We start from the raw sequence: 20,112 nt of genomic DNA on the forward strand, positions 1-20,112 counted from the left end.
CTGGAACCCGGAGCACACTCATGACCACGACCCTGAACCCGACCCCGCCCGCCCCTCCCGACACCGACGAGCGGGTGGCCCGCGTCGGGCTGCTGCGGCGGCTCGTCCTGCGCCCCGAGATCGGCTCGCTGATCGGCGCGGTGATCCTGTTCGTGCTGTTCGCGGTGTCCTCGACGCAGTTCTACTCGCTCGCCGGCATCTCGAACTGGCTCGACCCCGCGTCGCTGTTCGGCATCATGGCCGTCGCGGTGGCGATGCTGATGATCGGCGGCCACTTCGACCTGTCCGCGGGCGTCCTGACCGGCACCGCCGGCCTCGCCACCGCCGTGATGACGACCCAGTGGGGCCTCAACATCTGGGTCGCGCTGCTGGTGTCGCTGGTGATCTGCCTGGGCGTCGGCTTCGTCAACGGCTACCTGGTGACGCGCACGGGGCTGCCCAGCTTCATCATCACCCTCGCCACCTTCCTCATGCTGCAGGGCCTCAACCTCGCCGTCACCAAGCTGATCACCGGCACGGTGTCGGTGGGCGGGATGGCGCAGGTGCCCTTCTTCGACACCGTGCGGCCGCTGTTCGCCAGCCGGATCAACGTCCTCGGGGTCGACTTCAAGATCCAGATCCTGTGGTGGGTCCTGGTCGTCGCGATCGGCGCCTGGGTGCTGGCCAAGACCCGGTTCGGCAACTGGACCTTCGCCGTCGGCGGTGACCCGGTCGCCAGCCGCAACATCGGCGTCCCCGCGGCCCGCACCACGATCACCCTGTTCATGGGCGTCGGGGCCTGCGCGTGGCTCGTCGGGTCGCTGAAGCTGATGGAGCAGACCTCGGTCCAGACCAGCCAGGGCTTCGGCGAGGAGCTGATCTACATCGTCGCCGCGGTGATCGGCGGCTGCCTGCTCACCGGCGGGTACGGGTCGGTGATCGGGGCCGCCATCGGCGCGCTGATCTTCGGCATGACCAGTCAGGGGATCGTCTACGCCGGCCTCGACAGCGACTGGTTCAAGTTCTTCCTCGGGGCGATGCTGCTGCTCGCGGTGCTCGCCAACCAGTACGTCCGCCGGTACGCCGAGCGGAGCGGGAGGTAGCGATGAGCACCGCAGAGTCCGAGACGCCACTGCTGGAGATCCGCAACGTCACCAAGCTGTTCGGCAGCGTGATCGCGCTGCAGGACATCTCGACCAAGGTCGGCGCGGCCGCCGTCACCTGCGTCCTGGGCGACAACGGCGCCGGCAAGTCCACCCTGATCAAGATCTTCGCCGGCGTGCACCGGCACGACGGCGGCGACTTCCTGCTGGAGGGGGAGCCGGTCTCCTTCGCCTCGCCCCGCGAGGCGCTCGACGCCGGCATCGCCACCGTCTACCAGGACCTCGCGGTCGTGAAGCTGATGCCGGTGTGGCGCAACTTCTTCCTCGGGTCGGAGATCCGCAAGGGCTGGGGCCCGGTGGCGCGGCTCGACACCGACGCGATGCGGAAGATCGCCAAGGCCGAGCTGCTCGCCATGGGCATCGACCTGCGCGACATCGACCAGCCGATCGGCACGCTGTCCGGTGGCGAGCGGCAGTGCGTCGCGATCGCCCGGGCGGTGTACTTCGGCGCCAAGGTGCTCATCCTCGACGAGCCGACCGCGGCGCTGGGCGTCAAGCAGGCCGGGGTGGTGCTCAAGTACGTCATCCAGGCGCGCGAGCGCGGGCTGGGCGTCATCTTCATCACCCACAACCCGCACCACGCCTACCCGGTCGGCGACCGGTTCATGCTGCTCAAGCGGGGCCGCAGCCTCGGGGACTTCGCCAAGAGCGAGATCACCCGCGAGGAGCTGACCGGCCTGATGGCCGGCGGTGCCGAGCTGGAGGCGCTCAGCCACGAGCTGCAGCAGGGCGGCGGCGCGGCGGCGGAGGCGGCCCAGCAGATCGGGGCCGAGGCGCAGGACCTGGCCATCCCGTCCGGGGTCGCCGCCGGCACCCCGCCGACGACCTGACCCCCGAGAGGACCGCAGTGACCATCACCGTCGGCGTCATCGATGCGGGCGCGACCGGGCGGGACCACGTCCGCCGGTCGTCCCGCGTCCTGTCGGGGGGCCGCCCCGCCCTCGACGGGGGTGCGGTGTGACCCGGGTCGGGGTGGGGCTGGCCGGGCTGGGCCGGATGGGGCGCATCCACGCCGCCGCGCTGGCCGGGCGGTGCTCGGTCGCGCAGCTCGCGTGCGTCTACGACCCGGTCCCGGCCGCCGCGCAGGCCGCCGGAGCCGAGTTCGACGTCCCGTGGACGACGTCGTTCGACGAGCTGCTCGACCGCGTCGGCTCCGTCGCGATCGCCTCCCCCACCGGCACGCACGCCCCGCTGACGACGCAGGCGGCCGCCGCGGGCCGGCACGTGTTCTGCGAGAAGCCGATCTCGCTCGACCGCGCGACGACGGTCGCGACGCTGGAGGCGGTCGAGGCGTCCGGGGTCGTGTTCCAGGTGGGCTTCCACCGGCGCAGCGACCCCGACTGGGTCGCCGCGGCGGCCCGGATCCACGCGGGCGAGCTGGGCGAGGTCACGCTGTTCCGCACCTCGCTGCGCGACATGACCCCGCCGGACCCGGCGTTCCTGTCCGGCTCGGGCGGGTTCTTCCTCGACGTGGTGGTGCACGACCTCGACGTCGCCCGCTGGCTCGTCGGCGAGGTCGTCGAGGTGCACGCGCACGGCGCCGCGGCCGACCCGGAGTTCGCCGCGCTCGGCGACATCGACACCGCCGTCACCGTGCTCCGGTTCGCCGACGGCGCGCTCGGCGTGATCGACAACAGCCGCAGCGCCCGCTACGGCTACGAGTGCTCCACCGAGGTCATGGGCACGCTCGCCACGGCGCGGATCGACGCCCCGCACGTCCGCGGCGTCGAGTGGCGCACGCCGGGGCTCGCCTCGCGCGACCTGCCCCGCGACTTCGAGGAGCGCTACCCCTGGGCGTACGCGGCGGAGCTGGACGCGTTCGCGCGCGCCGTCCGCGACGGCACCCCTCCCCCCGTCACCGGTCGCGACGCGCTGGCCGCGTTCGACCTCGCCCTGGCCGCCGACGAGTCCTGGCGGACCGGCGTGCCCGTCCGTCCGAAGGAGAACGCATGAAGATCGCCGGAGCCCCCATCTCGTGGGGCGTCTGCGAGGTCCCGGGCTGGGGCCATCAGCTCCCGCCGTCGCGGGTGCTGGCCGAGATGCAGGAGGTGGGCCTGGCCGCCACCGAGTTCGGGCCGGACGGCTTCCTGCCCGAGGACCCCCGCGAGGTGCTCGCGCGCCACGACCTGCAGGCCATCGGCGGGTTCACCCCGCTGCTGCTGCACGTGCCGGAGCACGACCCCGTCCCCGAGGTGGAGAAGCTGCTGGCCACCTACGCCGCCACCGGGTCGGACACCCTCGTGCTGTCGGCGATCAGCGGTCTCGACGGCTACGACGCCCGCCCCGCGCTCGACGACGACGGCTGGCGGACCCTGCTCGGCAACCTCGACCGCCTCGCCGGGGTCGCCGCCGCGCACGACGTCCGCGCCGTGCTGCACCCGCACGTCGGGACGATGGTGGAGAACACCGACGACGTGCAGCGCGTGCTCGACGGATCGGCGATCGCGCTGTGCCTCGACACCGGGCACCTGCTCATCGGCGGCACCGACCCGGTCGCCCTGGCCCGCCAGGCCCCGGAGCGGATCGCGCACACCCACATCAAGGACGTCGACGCACGCCTCGCGAAGCAGGTGCAGGGCGGGCGGCTCACCTACACCGAGGCGGTGCGGGAGGGCATGTACCGCCCCGTCGGGCACGGGGACGTCGACTTCTCCGCGATCGTCGGGCACCTGCGCGACCACGGGTACGCCGGCTGGTACGTCCTGGAGCAGGACACGATCCTCACCGGGGAGCCGGCGGGCGAGGGTCCGCTGACCGACGTCCGCACGAGCGTCGAGGCGCTGCGGACGATCCTCGCGCGCTCGTGACGGGCCCGTTCTGACCCATGCAGCCGGTGAGGTCGACATCATCGGAGCCTGCCGGCCGTGAAGCCCCCACCACGTCGATCCCATCCGTGTCGGGCGCGTCCTCGTGAGCGGCCCCCTGCGGATCGGGATCCTCGGGGCCGCCCGGATCACGGGGCAGGCGCTGGTCGACCCGGCGAAGGAGACGGGCGACCGGCTCGTCGCCGTGGCGGCCCGCGACCCCCGCCGGGCCGAGGCGTTCGCCGCGGAGCACGGCGTCGAGCGGGTCGTCGGCTCCTACGCCGACGTGCTCGTCGACCCCGAGGTCGAGATCGTCTACAACCCGCTGGCCAACGCGCTGCACGGCCCGTGGAACCTCGCCGCCGTCGCGGCCGGGAAGCACGTGCTCAGCGAGAAGCCGTTCGCGAGCAACGCGGCGGAGGCCCGGGCGGTGCGCGACGCCGCGGCGGCCGCGGGCGTCGTCGTGCTGGAGGGCTTCCACCACGCCCACCACCCGGTGCTGCTGCGGCTCCACGAGCTCGTCGCGTCCGGGGAGCTGGGGGCGCTGCGCCGCGTCGAGGCCCGGTTCACGATGCCCGCCCCGCCCGACGACGACCCGCGCTGGCGGCTCGACCTCGCCGGCGGGGCGCTGATGGACCTCGGCTGCTACCCGCTGCAGTGCCTGCGCTCGTTCGCGCGGTGGGCGGGCGGCGAGCCGTCCGTCTCCTCGGCCACCGCCGGGGAGCGGGCCGGGCACCCGGGCGTCGACGAGCGGGTCACCGCGGAGCTCGGCTACCCGTCCGGCGCGACCGGTGCGGGCGCACCTGCGCGACGGCGCGCCGTTCCCCACCGGGGCCGACGACGCCGTGCGCACCGCCGAGCTGATCGACGCGGTCTACGCGGCGGCCGGGCTGCCGGTGCGACCGCGGGCGGAGTCGGTGTCGCCGTAGCGGCGACCGGCGGAACGCGGTCGACTCCGACCGCGTTCCGCAGAACGCGGTCTGCCGGCGCGGCGGGCGGACGGACGGCGTTCCGCTGACGGCGGTCGGTCAGTCGGTTGTGCGGGCGGACGCGCGGATACGTCGGCAGTGGTCGGATCGCGTACCCGCGGAACGCAGGGCCCGATCGCGTCCCGCGGAACACAAGACCCGATCACGTCCCGCGGGCCGGCGATGCCGGCGGATGCGGATACGTCGGCGATGGCCGGATCGCGTCACGCGGAACACGGGGCTGATCGCGTCCAGCAGAACGACGCCCGATCGCGTCCGCGGAAAACTGGGGCCGACGGCGTCCCGCGGAACGCCGGGCCCGATCGCGCCCGGCGGAACACCGGGCCCGAGGTGCATTCCGCAGAACTCGAGGCCCGATCGCGTTCCGCGGAACATCGCGCCCGAGGCGCGTGCGCAGCCGCGCTGCGTTCCGCGGAACGCGGGGGCTCACCTCGGACCCCCGTTGTGAGGGCCGGGGCCTGCCCTGCGGGCGCGGGGATCACCGCGAGTCGCACGTGGTGGTCCTCCCGCGCGCCCTGGTGCGCGGGTCGCGCCGATCACCCCGCGACGGGTCGCCGCGAGTGGCACCCGGGTCGTCGCCGGGACCGTGGCGGCCCGGTCCTGGTGATCCTCGCGGCCGGGAGGTGCCGTGAAGGGCGGCGCAGCGATGGACCCGAGACCCGTGGTGACCGTCGCCCGGGCCCCGACTCGCACCGCCGCACGGCACCGCGTTCCGCAACACTCGGAGCGGACACGCGGCGCCGCTCGCAGGACGCCGGACCGTACACGAGCACGATCGCGTTCCGCGGAACGCACGGACCGTGCCGTTCCCGACCGGCCCGGGGGCGGTGATCGCGGCGAGAGAGTCGTACGTGGTGGTCACCCCGACCGGGAGGATCGGCCGCGTCTCACTCCCCCACCCGCCCCAGCATCTCCAGGTAGTGCACGTTCGTCATCACGCCGAGGACGTTGCCGAAGGGGTCGACGACCGAGGCGGTGACGAACCCGTCGCCGCGCACCTGGACCGGCAGGTACTCGACGGCCCCGAGCCCGAGCAGGCGGGCGACGGTGCCGTCGAGGTCGTCCACGGCCCAGTGCATGATCGCGCCCGCCGGGCCGCCCCCCACCGGCGGGCGGTAGGCGCTGCTGATGATCCCGAACTCGGCCTCCAGGTCGCCGATCCGGAACTCGATGTAGGCAGGCCTGCCGTCGGGGCCGGGGCGCTCGAAGTAGGGCTGCACGCCGAACACGTCGGCGTACCAGCGGGCGGCCTGCGCGACGTCGTCGGCGAAGAAGTTCAGGGTGGCGAATCCGCGGAAGGTGGTCATGGCACCCATCCTGCGGGCGTAAGTGCTCACCTCCTGAGCACTTTCGCTGGCAGACTTCCGGCGTGCGTGCAGACCGGCTCGTGGCCGTCCTCCTGCTGATGCAGGCACGCGGCCGGGTGACGGCCGCGGAGGTCGCGGCCGAGCTGGAGGTCTCCGTCGCCACGGCCCGCCGCGACCTGGACGCGCTGTCCGCGGCGGGGATCCCGGTCTACCCGCAGGCCGGGCGCGGTGGGGGCTGGTCGCTGCTCGGCGGCGCCCGCACCGACCTGACCGGGCTCACCGCCCCGGAGGCGCGGGCCCTGTTCCTGCTGCTCGGTCCGGCCGCGGCGGCGGCGCCCGAGGCGCGCTCGGCCCTGCGGAAGCTGACGCGCGCGCTGCCCGAGGTGTTCCGCGCCGAGGCGGCCGCCGCGGCCGACTCCGTGGTCGTCGACCCCACCGGCTGGGGCGGGCGCGACGACGACCGGCCCCCGGTCGTCGAGCTGCTGCAGACCGCCGTGGTGGCCCGCCGTCGCGTGCGGCTGCGCTACGCCGGGCGCGCCCGGGAACCCGGCGAGCGGCTGGTCGACCCGTGGGGCCTGGTCGACAAGGACGGCACCTGGTACCTCGTCGCGGGCACCGACGCCGGGCAGCGGACGTTCCGGATCGACCGGGTGGTCGACGCCGAGGTCACCGACCTGGTCGCCCACCGCCCCGACGGGTTCGCCCTGGCCCGGGCGTGGGAGCGGGTCGTCGAGGAGATGGAGGCGCGGCGCGGGCGGTTCACCGCGACGGTGGTGATCGAGACCCGCTTCGTCCCGGTGCTGCGCACCCACTTCGGCCGGCACTGCGACGCCGGCCCGCCCGGTCCCGACGGCCGGTCGCAGGTGCGCGTCGGCGCCCCGACCGCGCTCGACCTCGCCCGCACCCTCGCCGGGTGGGGTGCCGCGGTGGAGGTGCTCGACCCGCCGGAGGTCCGTGCCGAGCTCGCCCGGATCGGCCGGGAGCTGGCGGGGCGCTACGCCTGAACCGGGGCGGTCGTCCCGCGCACCACCAGCCGCGGCCGCAGCACCCGCTCCACGACGTCGGTGCGGTCGCCGTCGAGCCGCTCCAGCGCGGCGTCGACGGCCATCCGCGCCTGCTCGGGGGCGTCCTGGCTGACGGTGGTGAGCCGCACGTGCTCGAGCCGGGACAGCTCGGCGTCGTCGTAGCCGACCACCGAGACGTCGCCGGGCACGCGGACCCCGGCCCGGACGAACACGTCGAGCAGGCCCAGGGCGCTGCGGTCGTTGGCGGCGACCACCGCGGTCGGCAGGCCCGCGTCCAGCAGCGCCCGGGCCGACCGGGCCCCCGCCCCCTCGCTGTCGCCGCCGGGCGCGACCCGCGGTTCCAGGCCGTGCCGGGTCATCGCGGCGGTGAAGCCCTCGCGGCGCTCCTGCGCCATCTCGGCCCGCCCGCCGTCGACGTGCACGATCGCGCGGTGGCCGAGCCCGACGAGGTGGTCGACGGCCTGGCCGATCCCGTCGGCGTCGGCGACCCGCACGACGTCGAACCCGGACGGGGGGAGCCGCCGCCCGACGACCACGGTCGGGACCCGCGCCCCCAGCCCGGCCAGCTGGGCGGGCGACAGGCCAGGGGCGAGCAGGAGGACCGCCTCGCAGCGCAGGTCGAGCAGGGTGTCGACGACGCGCTGCTCGTCGTGGGTGCGGGTGATGCCGCTCAGGGCCACGGTGTAGCCGCGCGCGTCGGCGGCGAGCTGCACCTCCTCGGCCAGCTCGGTGCGGAACGCGTCGCGCAGCAGCACCGGGACGCCGAGCACGTGGGTGCGCCGCCGGGCCAGCAGGCTCGCGCTGCGGTCGGCGCGGTAGCCGAGCCGGGCCGCGGCCTCCAGCACGCGCTCCCGGGTCTCCGCGCTCGGGCCCGCGACGCCGCGCAGTACGAGCGACACCGACGCCGTCGACACCCCGACGGCGGCCGCGACGTCCTCCAGCCGCGGCCTCTTGACAGCTCCGGTCACGTCGCGGATCGTACACAGCGATCGTTAAAGCGCTTTAAAGGAGAGTGGCCCATGGGCGTGCCCGTCCTCGACGACCTCGTCGCGGTCCTCGCCGACCGGATCGACCCGCGCGCCTACCCGCACGCCGACGCCGTGGAGCAGCAGGTGCTGGTCTACTCCGCCGACGGCGTCCGCGCCGCGCCGCCCGCGGAGCTGGTGCGGGCCCTGGCCGACGGTCCCGGCGTCGTCGTCGTCCGCGGTGCCCTGGACCGGGCCATGGTCGACCGCGTCACGGGCGAGTTCGACGCGATGGTCGCCGAGCAGCACGCCGCCGGCCGGCAGGTGGGCGACCACTTCGCCGCCCCGGGCACCAACGACCGCGTCTGGAACGCGCTGGAGAAGCTCGCCGTCCGGGCGCCGGCCGCGTTCGTCGACTACTACTCCTCCGACGTGCTCGCCCTCGTCGCCCTGGCCTGGCTCGGGCCGGGCTACCAGGTGACCTCGCAGGTCAACGTCGTGCACCCGGGCGGACGGGCGCAGGTCGGGCACCGCGACTACCACCTGGGCTTCCTGCCCCCGACCGAGATCGTGCGCTACCCGGCGCACGTGCACCGCCTGTCCCCCGTGCTCACGCTGCAGGGGGCGGTGGCGCACGCCGACATGCCGGTGGAGTCGGGCCCGACGCTGTACCTGCCGCACTCGCAGAAGTACGGCGACGGGTACCTCGCCACGGCCCTGCCGGAGTTCGCCGAGCACTTCGAGCGCCACCACGTGCAGCTGCCGCTGGCCACCGGCGACGCCGCGTTCTTCAACCCCGCGGTGATCCACGGCGCGGGCCGCAACCGCAGCTCCGACGTCCGGCGCACCGCCAACCTGCTGCAGATCAGCTCCGCGTTCGGCCGGGCGATGGAGTCGGTCGACCGCGCCCGCGTGTGCCGCGCGGTGTACCCGCACCTGCGTCCGGGCCACGAGCACGCGATCGCCGCCGCGGCCGAGGGCTACGCCTTCCCGACCAACCTCGACCGCGACCCGCCGGTCGACGGCCTCGCGCCGCCCACCCAGGCCGACCTGGTGCGCCGCGCGGTCGCCGAGCGCTGGACCGCCGAGGCGTTCGACGCCGCCCTCACCGACCACACGACACGACGGGACACGCACTGATGGGACTGCTGGACGGAACGGTGCTGCTGGTCAGCGGCGGCACGCAGGGGGTCGGGGCCGGTGTCGCCCGGGCCGCGGTGCGGGAGGGCGCGCAGGTCACGATCAGCGGCCGGCGCGCCGACGTCGGGGAGAAGGCGGCCGCCGACATCGGCGCGCGGTTCGTGACCGCCGACATCGCCGACCCGGAGCAGGCACGGGCGTCCGTCGCCGCGGTGATCTCGGAGCACGGCCGGATCGACGCGCTGGTCAACGCGGCGGGGCTCACCGACCGCGGCACCCTGCTCGACACCACCCCGGAGCTGTTCGACCGGCACGTCGCGGTCAACCTGCGCGGGCCGTTCTTCACGATGCAGGCGGCCGTCTCCGACATGGTGGGCCGCGGCGCACCCGGCGCGGTCGTCAACGTCATCTCGTCCTCGGAGCTGGGCGGGCAGCCGTTCCTCGCGCCCTACGTCGCGGCGAAGGCCGGGCTCGCCGGCCTCACCCGCAACGCCGCGCACGCCCACCGCTTCGACCGCGTGCGGATCAACGGCCTCGACATCGGCTGGACCGACACCGAGGGCGAGGACGCCACCCAGCGCGCCTTCCACGACGCCGACGACACCTGGCGCGCCGACGCGGCCGCCCGGCTGCCGATGGGCAAGCTCGGCCAGGTCGACGAGATCGCCGACTTCGTGGTGTTCCTGCTGTCGCCGCGCAGCGGCGTCGTCACCGGCTCCGTCATCGACTGGGACCAGAACGTCCTCGGAGGGTTGGACTGACATGAGGTTGGGACTCATCGGACTGGGGCGCATCGGCGCCTTCCACGCCCGCACGCTGGCCGCGCTGGACGCGGTCGACTCGCTCGTCGTCACCGACGCGGTGCCCGCCGTCACGGCGGCGGTGACCGCGGAGGTCGGTGCGGAGGCCGCCGACTCCCCGGAGAAGCTGATCGCCGCGGGCGTCGACGGCGTGCTGATCGCGGCCGCCACCGACGCCCACCCGGTGCTGCTGCGCGCCGCCGTCGCCGCCGGGCTGCCGGTGTTCTGCGAGAAGCCGCTGGCCGCCGGGCTGGCCGACGCCCGCGCCACGGCCGCGTCCGTCCGGGGCGCCCGGGTGCAGATCGGCTACCCCCGCCGCTTCGACGCCGCGTTCCTCGCGGTGCGCGGGGCCGTCGCGGCCGGGGAGCTGGGCCGGGTGCACACCGTCCGGTCCACCACGCTCGACCCGGCCCCGCCGCCGCGCGCCTACCTGGCCGGGTCCGGCGGGCTGTTCCGGGACTGCACCGTGCACGACCTCGACGCCGTCCGCTGGGTCACCGGACAGGAGATCAGCGAGGTGTACGCCACCGGCTCCGACCGCGGCGACGCGATGTTCGGGGAGCTGGGCGACGTCGACGCCGCGGCGCTCGTCCTGACGATGGCCGACGGATCGCTCGGGCTGGTCTCCAACAGCCGCTACAACGCCCGCGGCTACGACGTGCGCCTCGAGGTGCACGGCGCGGCCGACAGCGCCGCCGCCGGGCTCGACGGCGGCCTGCCGGTCCGCCCGCTGGGCCCCGGCGCGCTCACCGTCGCCGGGCCGGCGCACACCTTCTTCATGGACCGGCTCGCCTCGGCGTTCCGGGCCGAGCTGGCCGCGTTCGTCGAGGTGGTGGCCGGGACCAGGGAGTCGCCCTGCACCGTCGACGACGCACTGGCCGTGGCCGTCGCGGCGGAGGCGGCCACGATCTCGCTGCGGGAGCACCGGCCCGTCGCGACCGCCGAGATCGCCTGACTCAGACGAAGGCGGAGTGCCCCGTGATCGCCCGGCCCACGACGAGGGTGTTGATCTGCTTGGTGCCCTCGAAGGAGTACAGCGCCTCGGCGTCGGCGAAGAACTTGCCGACGCCGTAGTCGAGCACCACCCCGTTGCCGCCGACGACCTCGCGCGCGAGCGCGACCGTCTCGCGCATCTTCGTGGTGCAGTACTCCTTGGCCAGGGCGGCGTGCTCGTCGCGGGCCTCCCCCGCCTCCTGCATCTCGGCCAGGCGCACGGCCAGGCCGAGGGAGGCGGTGATGTTGCCGAGCATCCGCACGAGCAGGTCCTGCACGAGCTGGAACCCGGCGATCGGGCGGCCGAACTGCTCGCGCTCCTGGGAGTAGGCCAGCGCCAGCTCGTAGGCGGCCATCATCGTGCCGGTCGAGCCCCAGGCCACGCCGCCGCGGGTGCGGCGCAGGACCTTGTTGGTGTCGGCGAAGGAGTGCGCCTCCTGCAGGCGGTCGGCCTCGGGCACGCGGCAGCCGCTGAGCACGATGTCGGCGTTCTGCACGGTGCGCAGGGCGATCTTGTTCTCCATCTTCGTGGTGGTCATGCCGGGGTTGTCCTGCTCCACCACGAAGCCCTTGACCGAGTCGTCCGCGACGTCCCGGGCCCAGATCACGACGAGGTCGGCGAACGTGCCGTTGCCGATCCAGCGCTTCTCGCCGTCGATCACCCACTCGTCGCCCTCGCGGCGGGCGGTGGTCTCCAGGCCGCGCGCGACGTCGGACCCGCCGTGCGGCTCGGTCAGCCCGAACGCACCGATCTTCTCCATCCGCCCCATCGCGGGCAGCCAGCGCTCGCGCTGCTCGGGCGAGCCGCACAGGTCGATGCTGCCCATCGCGAGGCCGTTGTGGATGCCGAAGAAGCTGTTCAGCGACGGGTCGGTGTGCGCGATCTCCATCGACACGAACCCGATGAGCTGCCGGCGCGCGGCCGGGCCGTCGAGGCCGTCGTAGGGCAGGGACGCGATGTTCAGCCCCGCGAACCCGGGGATGAGGTGGTGCGGGAACTCGGCCTTCGTCCAGTGCTCCAGGGCGACGGGCGCGACCTCCTCCGCCAGGAACTCGCGCACCCGGCCGACGACCTCGCGCTCGTCGTCGGTGAGGGCGTCGGCGAAGCGGAAGAAGTCACCCGTCAGGGGTTCGGCGGTCATCGCACCAGGGTGGCACCGGTGGCGTCCGCGCGCCCGGTCTGCGGCGCCGCCCCGGCGGACCGCCCCGGGCCGTCGGGGCCTGCGCCTACGATCGGGGCGTGCTCCCCGACACCGCACCCGCCCCGCTCGACGTGCTCCGCCGCGTCTTCGGCTACGACGCGTTCCGCGGGCCGCAGCAGGAGGTGATCGAGCACGTCTGCGCGGGCGGCGACGCGCTCGTCCTCATGCCCACCGGCGGGGGCAAGTCGCTGTGCTACCAGGTGCCGTCGCTGGTCCGAGACGGCACCGGGGTGGTGGTGTCCCCGCTGATCGCGCTCATGCAGGACCAGGTCGACGCCCTGCGCGCGCTCGGCGTCCGCGCCGGGTTCCTCAACTCCACGCAGAACCCCGACGAGCGGCGCGACACCGAGCGCGCCTACCTCGACGGCGAGCTCGACCTGCTCTACCTCGCCCCCGAGCGCCTGCGCGTCCCGTCCACCCTGTCGCTGCTCGGGCGCGGGCGGATCGCGCTGTTCGCCATCGACGAGGCGCACTGCGTCGCCCAGTGGGGCCACGACTTCCGGCCCGACTACCTCGCCCTGTCCGAGGTCCACGAGCGCTGGCCCGACGTCCCCCGCATCGCGCTGACCGCCACCGCCACCGAGGCCACGCGCACCGAGATCGCCCAGCGGCTGGACCTGACCGCGGCCAAGCAGGTCGTCGCGAGCTTCGACCGGCCCAACATCCAGTACCGGATCGCGCCGAAGAACGAGCCCCGCAAGCAGCTGCTGGACCTGCTGCGCGCCGAGCACCCCGGCGACGCCGGCATCGTCTACTGCCTCTCGCGCAAGTCGGTGGAGCAGACCGCGGAGTTCCTCGTCGGGCAGGGGATCCCGGCGCTGCCCTACCACGCGGGGCTCGACGCGGAGGTCCGCGCGCGCCACCAGTCCCGGTTCCTGCGGGAGGAGGGCGTGGTGATGGTCGCGACGATCGCGTTCGGCATGGGCATCGACAAGCCCGACGTGCGGTTCGTCGCCCACCTCGACCTGCCGAAGTCCGTCGAGGGCTACTACCAGGAGACCGGCCGCGCGGGCCGCGACGGGCTGCCGTCCACCGCGTGGCTCGCCTACGGCCTGGCCGACGTCGTGCAGCAGCGCAAGATGATCGACGAGTCCGAGGGCGACCGCGCGCACAAGCAGCGCCTGGGCCAGCACCTCGACGCGATGCTCGCGCTGTGCGAGACCGTGCAGTGCCGCCGGGTGCGGCTGCTGAACTACTTCGGGCAGCCGGGCGAGCCGTGCGGCAACTGCGACACCTGCCTCACCCCGCCCGAGTCCTGGGACGGCACGATCCCGGCGCAGAAGATCCTCTCCACGGTGTGGCGGCTGAAGAACGAGCGCAACCAGTCGTTCGGGGCCGGGCACCTCATCGACATCGTCACGGGCAAGCGCACCGCGAAGGTCGAGCAGTTCGCCCACGACCAGCTGACGGTGTTCGGGGTGGGCGCCGACCTGTCCGAGCCCGAGTGGCGTGCGGTCGTCCGCCAGCTGCTGGCCCAGGGCCTGCTCGCCGTCCAGGGCGCGTACCAGACCTTCGCGCTGACCGACGCCAGCTCGGAGGTGCTGCGCGGCGAGCGCGAGGTGCCGATGCGGCGCGACCCGGTGAAGGCCACCCGCACCCGGTCCCGGTCCTCCCGCGGCGACGCCCCCGCCCTTGCCCCGGAGCTGGCCCCGGTCTTCGAGCGGCTGCGGGCCTGGCGGGGGGCCACGGCCAAGGAGCAGGGCGTGCCCGCGTACGTGATCTTCCACAACGCGGTGCTGGAGGAGATCGCCACCCGCCGACCCGACTCCCTGGCCGCGCTGGGCACGATCAGCGGGATCGGGGAGAACAAGCTGGCGAAGTACGGCCAGGGCGTCCTCGACGCGCTCGCCGACGACTGACCCACCCCGTGGGGTCCTCCCGGGGCCCCCCCGCGCGTGGCGCGCGTCGGGCGGCGGGGGTGCTGCCATGCTCGTCCGATGAGGTTCACCGCCCGGGTCGCCCTGTTCGCCGCGACGGCGGTCCTGGTCGGGTGCGGGGCCGCGGGACCCGCACCCGCGGCGTCCACGTCCACCTCCACGTCCACCTCCACGCCCACCTCGCCGCCGACCACCGTCGCCCCGCTCACCCGGGGCCCCGGGCCCACCGTCGCGGCGTCGGAACCGCGGGTCGTCGTCCTCGATCCCGGCCACAACGGCGGCAACGGCGCGAACCCCGCCGCGATCGGCCGGGAGGTCCCCGACGGCCGCGGCGGCACCAAGGCCTGCAACACCACCGGAACCGAGACCGACGCCGGCTACCCCGAGCACGCGTTCACCTGGGACGTCTCCCGGCGGGTGCAGGCCGGCCTGGAGGACGCCGGGGTGCGGGTCGTCCTCACCCGGCCCGACGACGACGGCGTCGGGCCCTGCGTCGACGAGCGCGGCCGGGCGGGTGAGGCCGCCGACGCCGACGCGGTGGTCTCGATCCACGCCGACGGCTCGGCCCCCGCCGACAGCGGCTTCCACGTCGCACTCTCCGACCCGCCGCTCAACGCCGCCCAGGGCGCGCCCGCCCGGGAGCTCGCCGTCGCCGTCCGCGACGCGATGCGCACCGCGGGCTTCCCCGACTCCGACTACATCGGGGACCAGGCCCTGTCCCCGCGCGGCGACCTCGGCGGCCTCAACCTCGCCACCCGCCCGACCGTCCTCGTCGAGTGCGCCAACATGCGCAACCCCGGCGAGGCCGCGCTGGTGTCGAGCGAGGCCGGGAGGCAGCGCTACGCCGAGGCGATCGCCGCCGGCATCCTCGCGTTCCTGGGCTGACTCGCCCGGCTCAGCCGGCGTCGAGCCGGTGCAGCATCGGCGGCAGCGGCTGCGTGTGCACCACCGCGAGCCGCTGCGTGGCCCGGGTGAGCGCGACGTAGAGGTCGTTGGCCCCGCGCGGGGACTCCGCGAGCACCTCCGCGGGCTCCACCAGCACCACCGCGTCGAACTCCAGGCCCTTCGCCGAGGAGATCGGCAGGACCACCACCGGGGACTCCAGGTCGACGCTCGGGTCGGCCGGGCCGTCGGGGGTGTCGGGTCCCTGCTCGGGCTCCGCGGCCCCGAGGAGCCGCAGCCGCAGGTCGCGGACCCGCGCGGCCGGGGCGAGCACCACGGTCCGCCCGTCGGGCACCGCCCCCGACTCCTCCGCGAGCACCTTCGCGACGGTGTCGTCGAGGGCGGCGGGGTCGGCCGCGACCGCGCGCGGCGGCACGCCCGTGCTGCGCACCGAGCTCGGGGCCGCGAGCCCCGGCTCGATCACGGCGAGCACGTCGTCGGCGACGTCGGCGATCTCCGACGGGGTGCGGTAGTTGACGGTGAGCTGCTCCAGCCGCCACCGGTTCGCCACGTACGGCGAGAGCACCTGCCCCCACGACGACGCCCCGGCCAGGTCGCCGGTCTGCGCGATGTCGCCGACGAGGGTCATCGAGCGGGTCGGGCAGCGGCGCATGACGAGCCGCCACGCCATCGCGGAGAGCTCCTGGGCCTCGTCGACGATGACGTGGCCGTAGGTCCACTCCCGGTCGGCGGCGGCGCGGTCGGCGGTGGAGTCGTAGCGGCGCACGGCCTGCCGCTCGGCGAGGCGGTCGGCGTCGACGACGTCGCCGGCGCGCAGCAGCTCGTCGTCGAGGTCCTCCTCCAGGTCGAGCACGTCGAGCACGCCCTGCGCGTAGAGGACCTCCTCGCGCAGCGCAGCGGCCTCGCGCGCGGCCCGCTCGGCGCCGTCGTCGCCGAGGAGCTCGGCGGCCTCGTCGAGCAGCGGGACGTCGGCGGGGGTCCAGCGCAGGCCGGGCGGGACGTCGTCGCCGGGCGCGGGCCGCTCCAGGCGGGCCCGGTCCTCCGCCGGGATGCGGCGGGCGACCGAGCCGAGCCGGCGGGGATCGGCGAACAGGTCGGTGAGCAGCTGCTCGGCCGAGAGGGTGGGCCACAGGTCGTCGAGGGCCCGGGCGAGCTCGCGGCTCTCGGTGAGCTCCTCGCGGATGTCGGCGAGGTCGCCCGCGTCGAGGAAGCGCGCGGAGTTGAGACCCGCCCCGCCCAGCCCGCGGGCCGCCTGCTGGGCGAGCAGGTTCACGGCCTCCTTGTGGAAGATCCGCTTGGCCTCGTTGTGCGGCTTGCGCGAGCGGCGGGCCCGGGTGCGCGCGGAGTTGGCGACGTCGCGGTCGAGCCGGATCCGCTGTCCCTCCACGTCGAGCTCGACGGGGCGGCGCGGCACCTGCTGGCGGTCGCGCACCGCCGCGGCGACGACGGCGGCCATGTCGGCCCGCCCCTTCACCTCCGCGGTGGCGGCGGGTTCGGGCCGCCGCGCGTCGAGGTTCGGGAACAGCTGCCCGACGGTGCCGAGCACGACGCTGGTCTCCCCCAGCGACGGCAGCACCTGCCCGATGTAGCGCAGGAACGTGGGGTTGGGGCCGACGACGAGCACACCGCGCCGGGCCAGCCGGTCGCGGTGGGTGTAGAGCAGGTACGCGGCCCGGTGCAGCGCGACGGCCGTCTTGCCGGTGCCCGGCCCGCCCTGCACCACCAGGACGCCCGACGGCTTGGAGCGGATGATCGCGTCCTGCTCGGACTGGATGGTGGCGACGATGTCGCCCATCCGCCCCGTGCGCCGCGCCCCGACCGCGGCGAGCAGCGCCGCCTCGCTGGTGAGCCCCGAGGACCGGGTGCCGGCGTCGACGTCGTCGAGGTCGAGCACCTCGTCGTCGATGGCCAGCAGCTCGCGGCGGCGGGTGCGCAGGTGCCGCCGCCGGCGCATGCCCTCCGGGGACGCGGCCGTGGCGGTGTAGAACGGGCGCGCCGCCGGGGCGCGCCAATCCATCAGCAGCGGCTCGTAGTCGTTGTCCTCGTCGAGCAGCCCGAGGCGGCCGATGTAGCGGCGCTCCCCCGGCGAGCCGTCGGCCTCGTCGGCGGCGTCGAGGCGGCCGAAGGCCAGGCCGTGCTCGGCGGCGCGCAGCGCGGCCAGCCGGTCGGTGTACATCGCCGCCGCGGCGTCGCGCTCGGTGAGGGCCTGCGGCGTGCCGACGGTCTCGTCGTGCAGGGCGTCGTGCAGCCGCTGCGCGGTCTCCGCCCGCCGGGCGTCGAGGCGGCCGTAGAGCATCTCCACGTACCGCCGCTCGTGGGCGATGCCGTCGTCGGGGTCCGGGTGGGTCTCGGTACCGGGGAGCCCGGAGGACGTGCTGTCTGACACCGGCGGATCACCTTCACGGGCTGGAGAATCGGCGACTATCCAAGCTACCAGCGCGCCCCGGGGGGAGTTTCCCGTGCCGGGTGGGCGGGTATGCCCCCGAGTGCCCGATCACGAGGCCTCACGCGATTCCGAGTACGGGCACCTGGCCCCGCTGTTCGCCGAGTTCGCCGCGCTGCCACCCGACCACCCCGACCGTGCCGCGCTGCGTGCGCGGCTGGTCACCGGCCACCTGCCCGTCGTCCGGCACATCGCCCGGCGCTTCTCCGGCCGCGGGGAGCCCTCCGACGACCTGGAGCAGGCGGGCACCATCGGGCTGCTCGGCGCCGTCGACCGCTTCGATCCCTCCCACGGCAGCGACTTCCTGTCCTACGCGGTGCCCACCATCACCGGCGAGATCCGCCGGCACTTCCGCGACCGCACGTGGGCGATGCGGGTGCCGCGCCGCCTCAAGGACCTGCAGGCGACGATCGCCGGGGCGGTCGGCCCGCTGTCGCAGGAGCTCGGCCGCGCCCCGCGTCCCAGCGAGATCGCCGCCCGCCTGGACATGCCCGTCGACCAGGTACTGGAGGGCCTCGACGCCCAGCAGGCCTACCGCAACACCTCGCTCGACGAGCTGGTCGCCGGCGGCGAGACGCCGCTCGCCGACACCCTCGGCGCGATCGACGTCGACATGGCGACCGTCGAGTACCGCGAGACCCTGGGCCCGCTGCTGGAGGAGCTGCCGGAGCGGGAGCGGACGATCCTCGTGCTGCGGTTCTTCGGGAACATGACGCAGACCCAGATCGCCGACCGCGTCGGGGTGTCGCAGATGCACGTGTCGCGACTGCTCGCGCAGACCCTGCGGCAGCTGCGGGAGAAGCTCAACGCGGCGGGCTGACCCCGTTGCGGCGCACCGGGACGGGCAGGACGAACCACAGCCCGACCAGCACCAGGCCGACGGCCGCTGCGGCCGGCACCGCGAAGCCGCGCCCGACGGCGACGTCGAGGACCAGCAGGACCGCGCCGGTCAGGGTCAGCGCCAGCGTCACCAGCCCGGCGAGGAACAGCCGCTGGCCGAGCGCGACCGTCGCCTGCTTGACGCCGTGCCCGAACGTGACGCGGTGCGCCGCCGCGGGCCCGACGAGCAGGCCCGCGGTCAGCACCGAGAGCAGCAGCGTCACCACGTAGGTCCAGCGCTGCACCTCGTCGATGCGCCCGAAGCGCTCGGTGAACGACAGCGACAGCAGGAACGCGAACAGGATCTGCACACCGGTCTGGGCGACGCGCAGCTCCTGCAGCAGCTCGAGCATGTTGCGGTCGGCCCGCCGCAGCGGGCCCTCCCCGCGCTCGTCGGGCTCGATCACCGGCCCACGCTACCGGGCGAACGCGTCCACCACGGCCGCGGAGAACGCCGGGAGGTCGTCGGGGTCGCGGCTGGTCACGAGGTTGCCGTCGACCGACACCTCCTCGTCGACGACGGTGGCGCCCGCGTTGCGCAGGTCGGTCCACACGCTGGGGAACGAGGTGAGCGTCCGTCCTTGCACCACCCCGGCGTCGATCAGCGTCCACGGGGCGTGGCAGATCGCGCCGACGGGCTTGCCCGAGCTCACGAACGCCTGCACGAACAGCCGCACGTCGTCGTCGATGCGGAGCTTGTCGGCGTTGACCGTGCCGCCCGGCATCAGCAGGCCGTCGTAGTCGTCGACCGAGACCTCGGCCGCCCTGCGGTCGACCGCGAAGGTGTCGGCCGGCTCGATGTCGCCGTTCATGCCCTGGATCTCGCCCGTGGAGATCGAGACGAGCGAGACGACCGCCCCCTCGCCGAGCACCGCGTCACGCGGGCCGGTGAGCTCGACCTGCTCCACGCCGTCGGTCGCGAGGATCGCGATCCGCTTGCCGTTCAACCTGTCCGTCATGGGTGCGGCGTACCCCCGCCGCGGTGTGGGTACTCGCGGTCCATGACCGACATCGAGGAGGGCGACCACGTCGCCTGGAAGACCCACGGCACCACCACGGAGGGCACCGTGGAGGAGGAGATCACGTCCGACACCGAGGCGGCCGGGCGCACGGTGCGGGCGTCGGAGGACGACCCGCAGTACCGCGTGCGCAGCGACAAGTCCGGCAAGGACGCCGTGCACCGGCCCGACGCGCTGGAGAAGACGGACGAGGGAAGGGCCGACTAGGTGACGACCGGGGTGTCGGCGTGCTCGCGGCACGTCGCCACCTCGGGCCGGGCCTCCAGGCGCTCGTCGTCGATCGTGGCGCCGCAGACGACGCAGGTGCCGTAGCTGCCGTCCTCGACGCGCTCGAGCGCCTCCTGCACCAGCCGACGCTGGTCGGCGACGGTGTCGACGAGCAGCTCGGAGTCCATCGCCTCGGCGACCTCGGAGCCGTAGTCGCCGGGGTGCTGGCCGAGCGCGCCCTCCTCGGTGTCGCCCGAGGTCTCCGCGCGGGTGCGCTCGGCGAAGCGGGCGCGCTCGTCGAGCGACTCCAGCTCGGTGGTCAGGGTCTTCCGTGCGTGGTCGAGGTCCACGGTGGGTCCTTCCGGGTGGGGAGACGTCAACGAGGCTGCATACCCCGTTCCCCCACCCGGGAACCCC

General features: G+C 74.7%; 20 protein-coding genes. 13 read left to right on the forward strand and 7 right to left on the reverse strand.

All coding sequences use genetic code 11. The annotated features are described in order from the left end of the window. Nucleotides 1–20: 20 nt before the first annotated feature. From H6H00_RS24155 to H6H00_RS24175, 5 genes are all read left to right on the forward strand, one after another. Nucleotides 21–1,082, forward strand: coding sequence for an ABC transporter permease (locus tag H6H00_RS24155; RefSeq protein ID WP_185717976.1), 1,062 nt, complete (start codon nucleotides 21–23; stop codon nucleotides 1,080–1,082). 2 nt (nucleotides 1,083–1,084) lie between these two features. Beyond that, nucleotides 1,085–1,972 carry an ATP-binding cassette domain-containing protein gene (locus tag H6H00_RS24160; RefSeq protein ID WP_185717977.1) on the forward strand — a complete coding sequence of 296 codons (888 nt, stop codon included), beginning with the start codon at nucleotides 1,085–1,087 and terminating at the stop codon, nucleotides 1,970–1,972. A gap of 127 nt (nucleotides 1,973–2,099) precedes the next feature. Further along, nucleotides 2,100–3,095 (forward strand): Gfo/Idh/MocA family protein, encoded by a 996-nt coding sequence (locus H6H00_RS24165; protein WP_255425347.1) that lies wholly within the window; start codon nucleotides 2,100–2,102, stop codon nucleotides 3,093–3,095. After that, the gene (locus tag H6H00_RS24170) at nucleotides 3,092–3,949 is read left to right on the forward strand and encodes a sugar phosphate isomerase/epimerase family protein (RefSeq protein ID WP_185717978.1); all 858 of its coding nucleotides are present in this window, start codon (nucleotides 3,092–3,094) and stop codon (nucleotides 3,947–3,949) included. Before H6H00_RS24165 ends, H6H00_RS24170 begins: the two co-directional genes overlap by 4 nt. 103 nt (nucleotides 3,950–4,052) lie before the next feature. Beyond that, the gene (locus tag H6H00_RS24175) at nucleotides 4,053–4,964 is read left to right on the forward strand and encodes a Gfo/Idh/MocA family protein (protein ID WP_255425348.1); all 912 of its coding nucleotides are present in this window, start codon (nucleotides 4,053–4,055) and stop codon (nucleotides 4,962–4,964) included. An 858-nt stretch (nucleotides 4,965–5,822) separates the two neighbouring features. On the opposite strand, the gene H6H00_RS24180 is transcribed toward H6H00_RS24175, so the two are convergent. Continuing rightward, the gene (locus tag H6H00_RS24180) at nucleotides 5,823–6,242 is read right to left on the reverse strand and encodes a VOC family protein (protein WP_185717979.1); all 420 of its coding nucleotides are present in this window, start codon (nucleotides 6,240–6,242) and stop codon (nucleotides 5,823–5,825) included. Between the two features lie 62 nt (nucleotides 6,243–6,304). Here H6H00_RS24180 and H6H00_RS24185 point away from each other — a divergent pair, with 62 nt between their 5' ends. Continuing rightward, nucleotides 6,305–7,246 (forward strand): helix-turn-helix transcriptional regulator, encoded by a 942-nt coding sequence (locus tag H6H00_RS24185; protein WP_185717980.1) that lies wholly within the window; start codon nucleotides 6,305–6,307, stop codon nucleotides 7,244–7,246. Here H6H00_RS24185 and H6H00_RS24190 read toward each other — a convergent pair. After that, on the reverse strand, nucleotides 7,237–8,235 hold the full coding sequence (locus H6H00_RS24190; protein WP_185717981.1) for a LacI family DNA-binding transcriptional regulator: 999 nt from the start codon (nucleotides 8,233–8,235) through the stop codon (nucleotides 7,237–7,239). The two genes, H6H00_RS24185 and H6H00_RS24190, sit on opposite strands and share 10 nt — an antisense overlap. A gap of 51 nt (nucleotides 8,236–8,286) precedes the next feature. On the opposite strand from H6H00_RS24190, the gene H6H00_RS24195 reads away from it, so the two are divergent. Genes H6H00_RS24195 through H6H00_RS24205 form a run of 3 tightly spaced genes read left to right on the forward strand, consistent with a single transcriptional unit; the run spans nucleotide 8,287 to nucleotide 11,127 of the window. Further along, nucleotides 8,287–9,372 (forward strand): phytanoyl-CoA dioxygenase family protein, encoded by a 1,086-nt coding sequence (locus tag H6H00_RS24195; protein ID WP_185717982.1) that lies wholly within the window; start codon nucleotides 8,287–8,289, stop codon nucleotides 9,370–9,372. Then, entirely contained in the window at nucleotides 9,372–10,133 is a 762-nt protein-coding gene (locus H6H00_RS24200) for an SDR family oxidoreductase (RefSeq protein WP_185717983.1), read from the forward strand. The genes H6H00_RS24195 and H6H00_RS24200 overlap by 1 nt, the downstream gene beginning before the upstream one ends. 1 nt (nucleotide 10,134) lies before the next feature. Beyond that, nucleotides 10,135–11,127, forward strand: a complete 993-nt coding sequence (locus H6H00_RS24205) for a Gfo/Idh/MocA family protein (protein ID WP_185717984.1) — start codon at nucleotides 10,135–10,137, stop codon at nucleotides 11,125–11,127. Nucleotide 11,128: 1 nt separating this feature from the next. Here H6H00_RS24205 and H6H00_RS24210 read toward each other — a convergent pair whose 3' ends face one another. Continuing rightward, nucleotides 11,129–12,307 (reverse strand): acyl-CoA dehydrogenase family protein, encoded by a 1,179-nt coding sequence (locus H6H00_RS24210; protein WP_185717985.1) that lies wholly within the window; start codon nucleotides 12,305–12,307, stop codon nucleotides 11,129–11,131. A gap of 98 nt (nucleotides 12,308–12,405) precedes the next feature. On the opposite strand from H6H00_RS24210, the gene recQ reads away from it, so the two are divergent. Together recQ and H6H00_RS24220 are read left to right on the forward strand one after the other, a co-directional pair. Then, nucleotides 12,406–14,226: a DNA helicase RecQ gene (gene recQ, locus H6H00_RS24215; protein WP_185717986.1), complete on the forward strand. Its 1,821-nt coding sequence runs from the start codon at nucleotides 12,406–12,408 to the stop codon at nucleotides 14,224–14,226. A 78-nt stretch (nucleotides 14,227–14,304) separates the two neighbouring features. Beyond that, the gene (locus H6H00_RS24220) at nucleotides 14,305–15,129 is read left to right on the forward strand and encodes an N-acetylmuramoyl-L-alanine amidase (protein WP_185717987.1); all 825 of its coding nucleotides are present in this window, start codon (nucleotides 14,305–14,307) and stop codon (nucleotides 15,127–15,129) included. Between the two features lie 10 nt (nucleotides 15,130–15,139). Here H6H00_RS24220 and H6H00_RS24225 read toward each other — a convergent pair whose 3' ends face one another. Further along, nucleotides 15,140–17,533, reverse strand: a complete 2,394-nt coding sequence (locus H6H00_RS24225) for a HelD family protein (RefSeq protein WP_500801825.1) — start codon at nucleotides 17,531–17,533, stop codon at nucleotides 15,140–15,142. A gap of 100 nt (nucleotides 17,534–17,633) precedes the next feature. On the opposite strand from H6H00_RS24225, the gene H6H00_RS24230 reads away from it, so the two are divergent. After that, nucleotides 17,634–18,410 carry an RNA polymerase sigma factor SigF gene (locus H6H00_RS24230; protein WP_255425349.1) on the forward strand — a complete coding sequence of 259 codons (777 nt, stop codon included), beginning with the start codon at nucleotides 17,634–17,636 and terminating at the stop codon, nucleotides 18,408–18,410. Here the strand turns inward: H6H00_RS24230 and H6H00_RS24235 are convergent. Further along, nucleotides 18,394–18,876: a DUF6328 family protein gene (locus tag H6H00_RS24235; protein ID WP_185717989.1), complete on the reverse strand. Its 483-nt coding sequence runs from the start codon at nucleotides 18,874–18,876 to the stop codon at nucleotides 18,394–18,396. The two genes, H6H00_RS24230 and H6H00_RS24235, sit on opposite strands and share 17 nt — an antisense overlap. Nucleotides 18,877–18,885: 9 nt before the next feature. Continuing rightward, the gene (locus H6H00_RS24240) at nucleotides 18,886–19,428 is read right to left on the reverse strand and encodes a type 1 glutamine amidotransferase domain-containing protein (protein ID WP_185717990.1); all 543 of its coding nucleotides are present in this window, start codon (nucleotides 19,426–19,428) and stop codon (nucleotides 18,886–18,888) included. A gap of 42 nt (nucleotides 19,429–19,470) precedes the next feature. Here H6H00_RS24240 and H6H00_RS24245 point away from each other — a divergent pair, with 42 nt between their 5' ends. Next, entirely contained in the window at nucleotides 19,471–19,695 is a 225-nt protein-coding gene (locus H6H00_RS24245; protein ID WP_185717991.1) for a hypervirulence associated TUDOR domain-containing protein, read from the forward strand. On the opposite strand, the gene H6H00_RS32455 is transcribed toward H6H00_RS24245, so the two are convergent. After that, a complete protein-coding gene (locus H6H00_RS32455; protein WP_255425350.1) occupies nucleotides 19,692–20,045 on the reverse strand; it encodes a TraR/DksA family transcriptional regulator in 354 nt (117 codons plus the stop codon). The two genes, H6H00_RS24245 and H6H00_RS32455, sit on opposite strands and share 4 nt — an antisense overlap. Nucleotides 20,046–20,112 lie beyond the last annotated feature (67 nt).

The sequence above is a fragment of the Pseudonocardia petroleophila genome (genome assembly GCF_014235185.1).
In the GTDB taxonomy this organism is placed as follows: Bacteria; Actinomycetota; Actinomycetes; order Mycobacteriales; family Pseudonocardiaceae; genus Pseudonocardia; species Pseudonocardia petroleophila.

What these genes read in the sequence shown, in the direction of transcription:
- H6H00_RS24155 (WP_185717976.1), top strand. Translation starts at nt 21, where the DNA reads ATGACCACGACCCTGAACCCGACCCCGCCCGCCCCTCCCGACACCGAC.
- H6H00_RS24160 (WP_185717977.1), top strand. Translation starts at nt 1,085, where the DNA reads ATGAGCACCGCAGAGTCCGAGACGCCACTGCTGGAGATCCGCAACGTC.
- H6H00_RS24170 (WP_185717978.1), top strand. Translation starts at nt 3,092, where the DNA reads ATGAAGATCGCCGGAGCCCCCATCTCGTGGGGCGTCTGCGAGGTCCCG.
- H6H00_RS24180 (WP_185717979.1), bottom strand. Translation starts at nt 6,242, where the DNA reads ATGACCACCTTCCGCGGATTCGCCACCCTGAACTTCTTCGCCGACGAC.
- H6H00_RS24195 (WP_185717982.1), top strand. Translation starts at nt 8,287, where the DNA reads ATGGGCGTGCCCGTCCTCGACGACCTCGTCGCGGTCCTCGCCGACCGG.
- H6H00_RS24200 (WP_185717983.1), top strand. Translation starts at nt 9,372, where the DNA reads ATGGGACTGCTGGACGGAACGGTGCTGCTGGTCAGCGGCGGCACGCAG.
- H6H00_RS24205 (WP_185717984.1), top strand. Translation starts at nt 10,135, where the DNA reads ATGAGGTTGGGACTCATCGGACTGGGGCGCATCGGCGCCTTCCACGCC.
- H6H00_RS24210 (WP_185717985.1), bottom strand. Translation starts at nt 12,307, where the DNA reads ATGACCGCCGAACCCCTGACGGGTGACTTCTTCCGCTTCGCCGACGCC.
- H6H00_RS24220 (WP_185717987.1), top strand. Translation starts at nt 14,305, where the DNA reads ATGAGGTTCACCGCCCGGGTCGCCCTGTTCGCCGCGACGGCGGTCCTG.
- H6H00_RS24240 (WP_185717990.1), bottom strand. Translation starts at nt 19,428, where the DNA reads ATGACGGACAGGTTGAACGGCAAGCGGATCGCGATCCTCGCGACCGAC.
- H6H00_RS24245 (WP_185717991.1), top strand. Translation starts at nt 19,471, where the DNA reads ATGACCGACATCGAGGAGGGCGACCACGTCGCCTGGAAGACCCACGGC.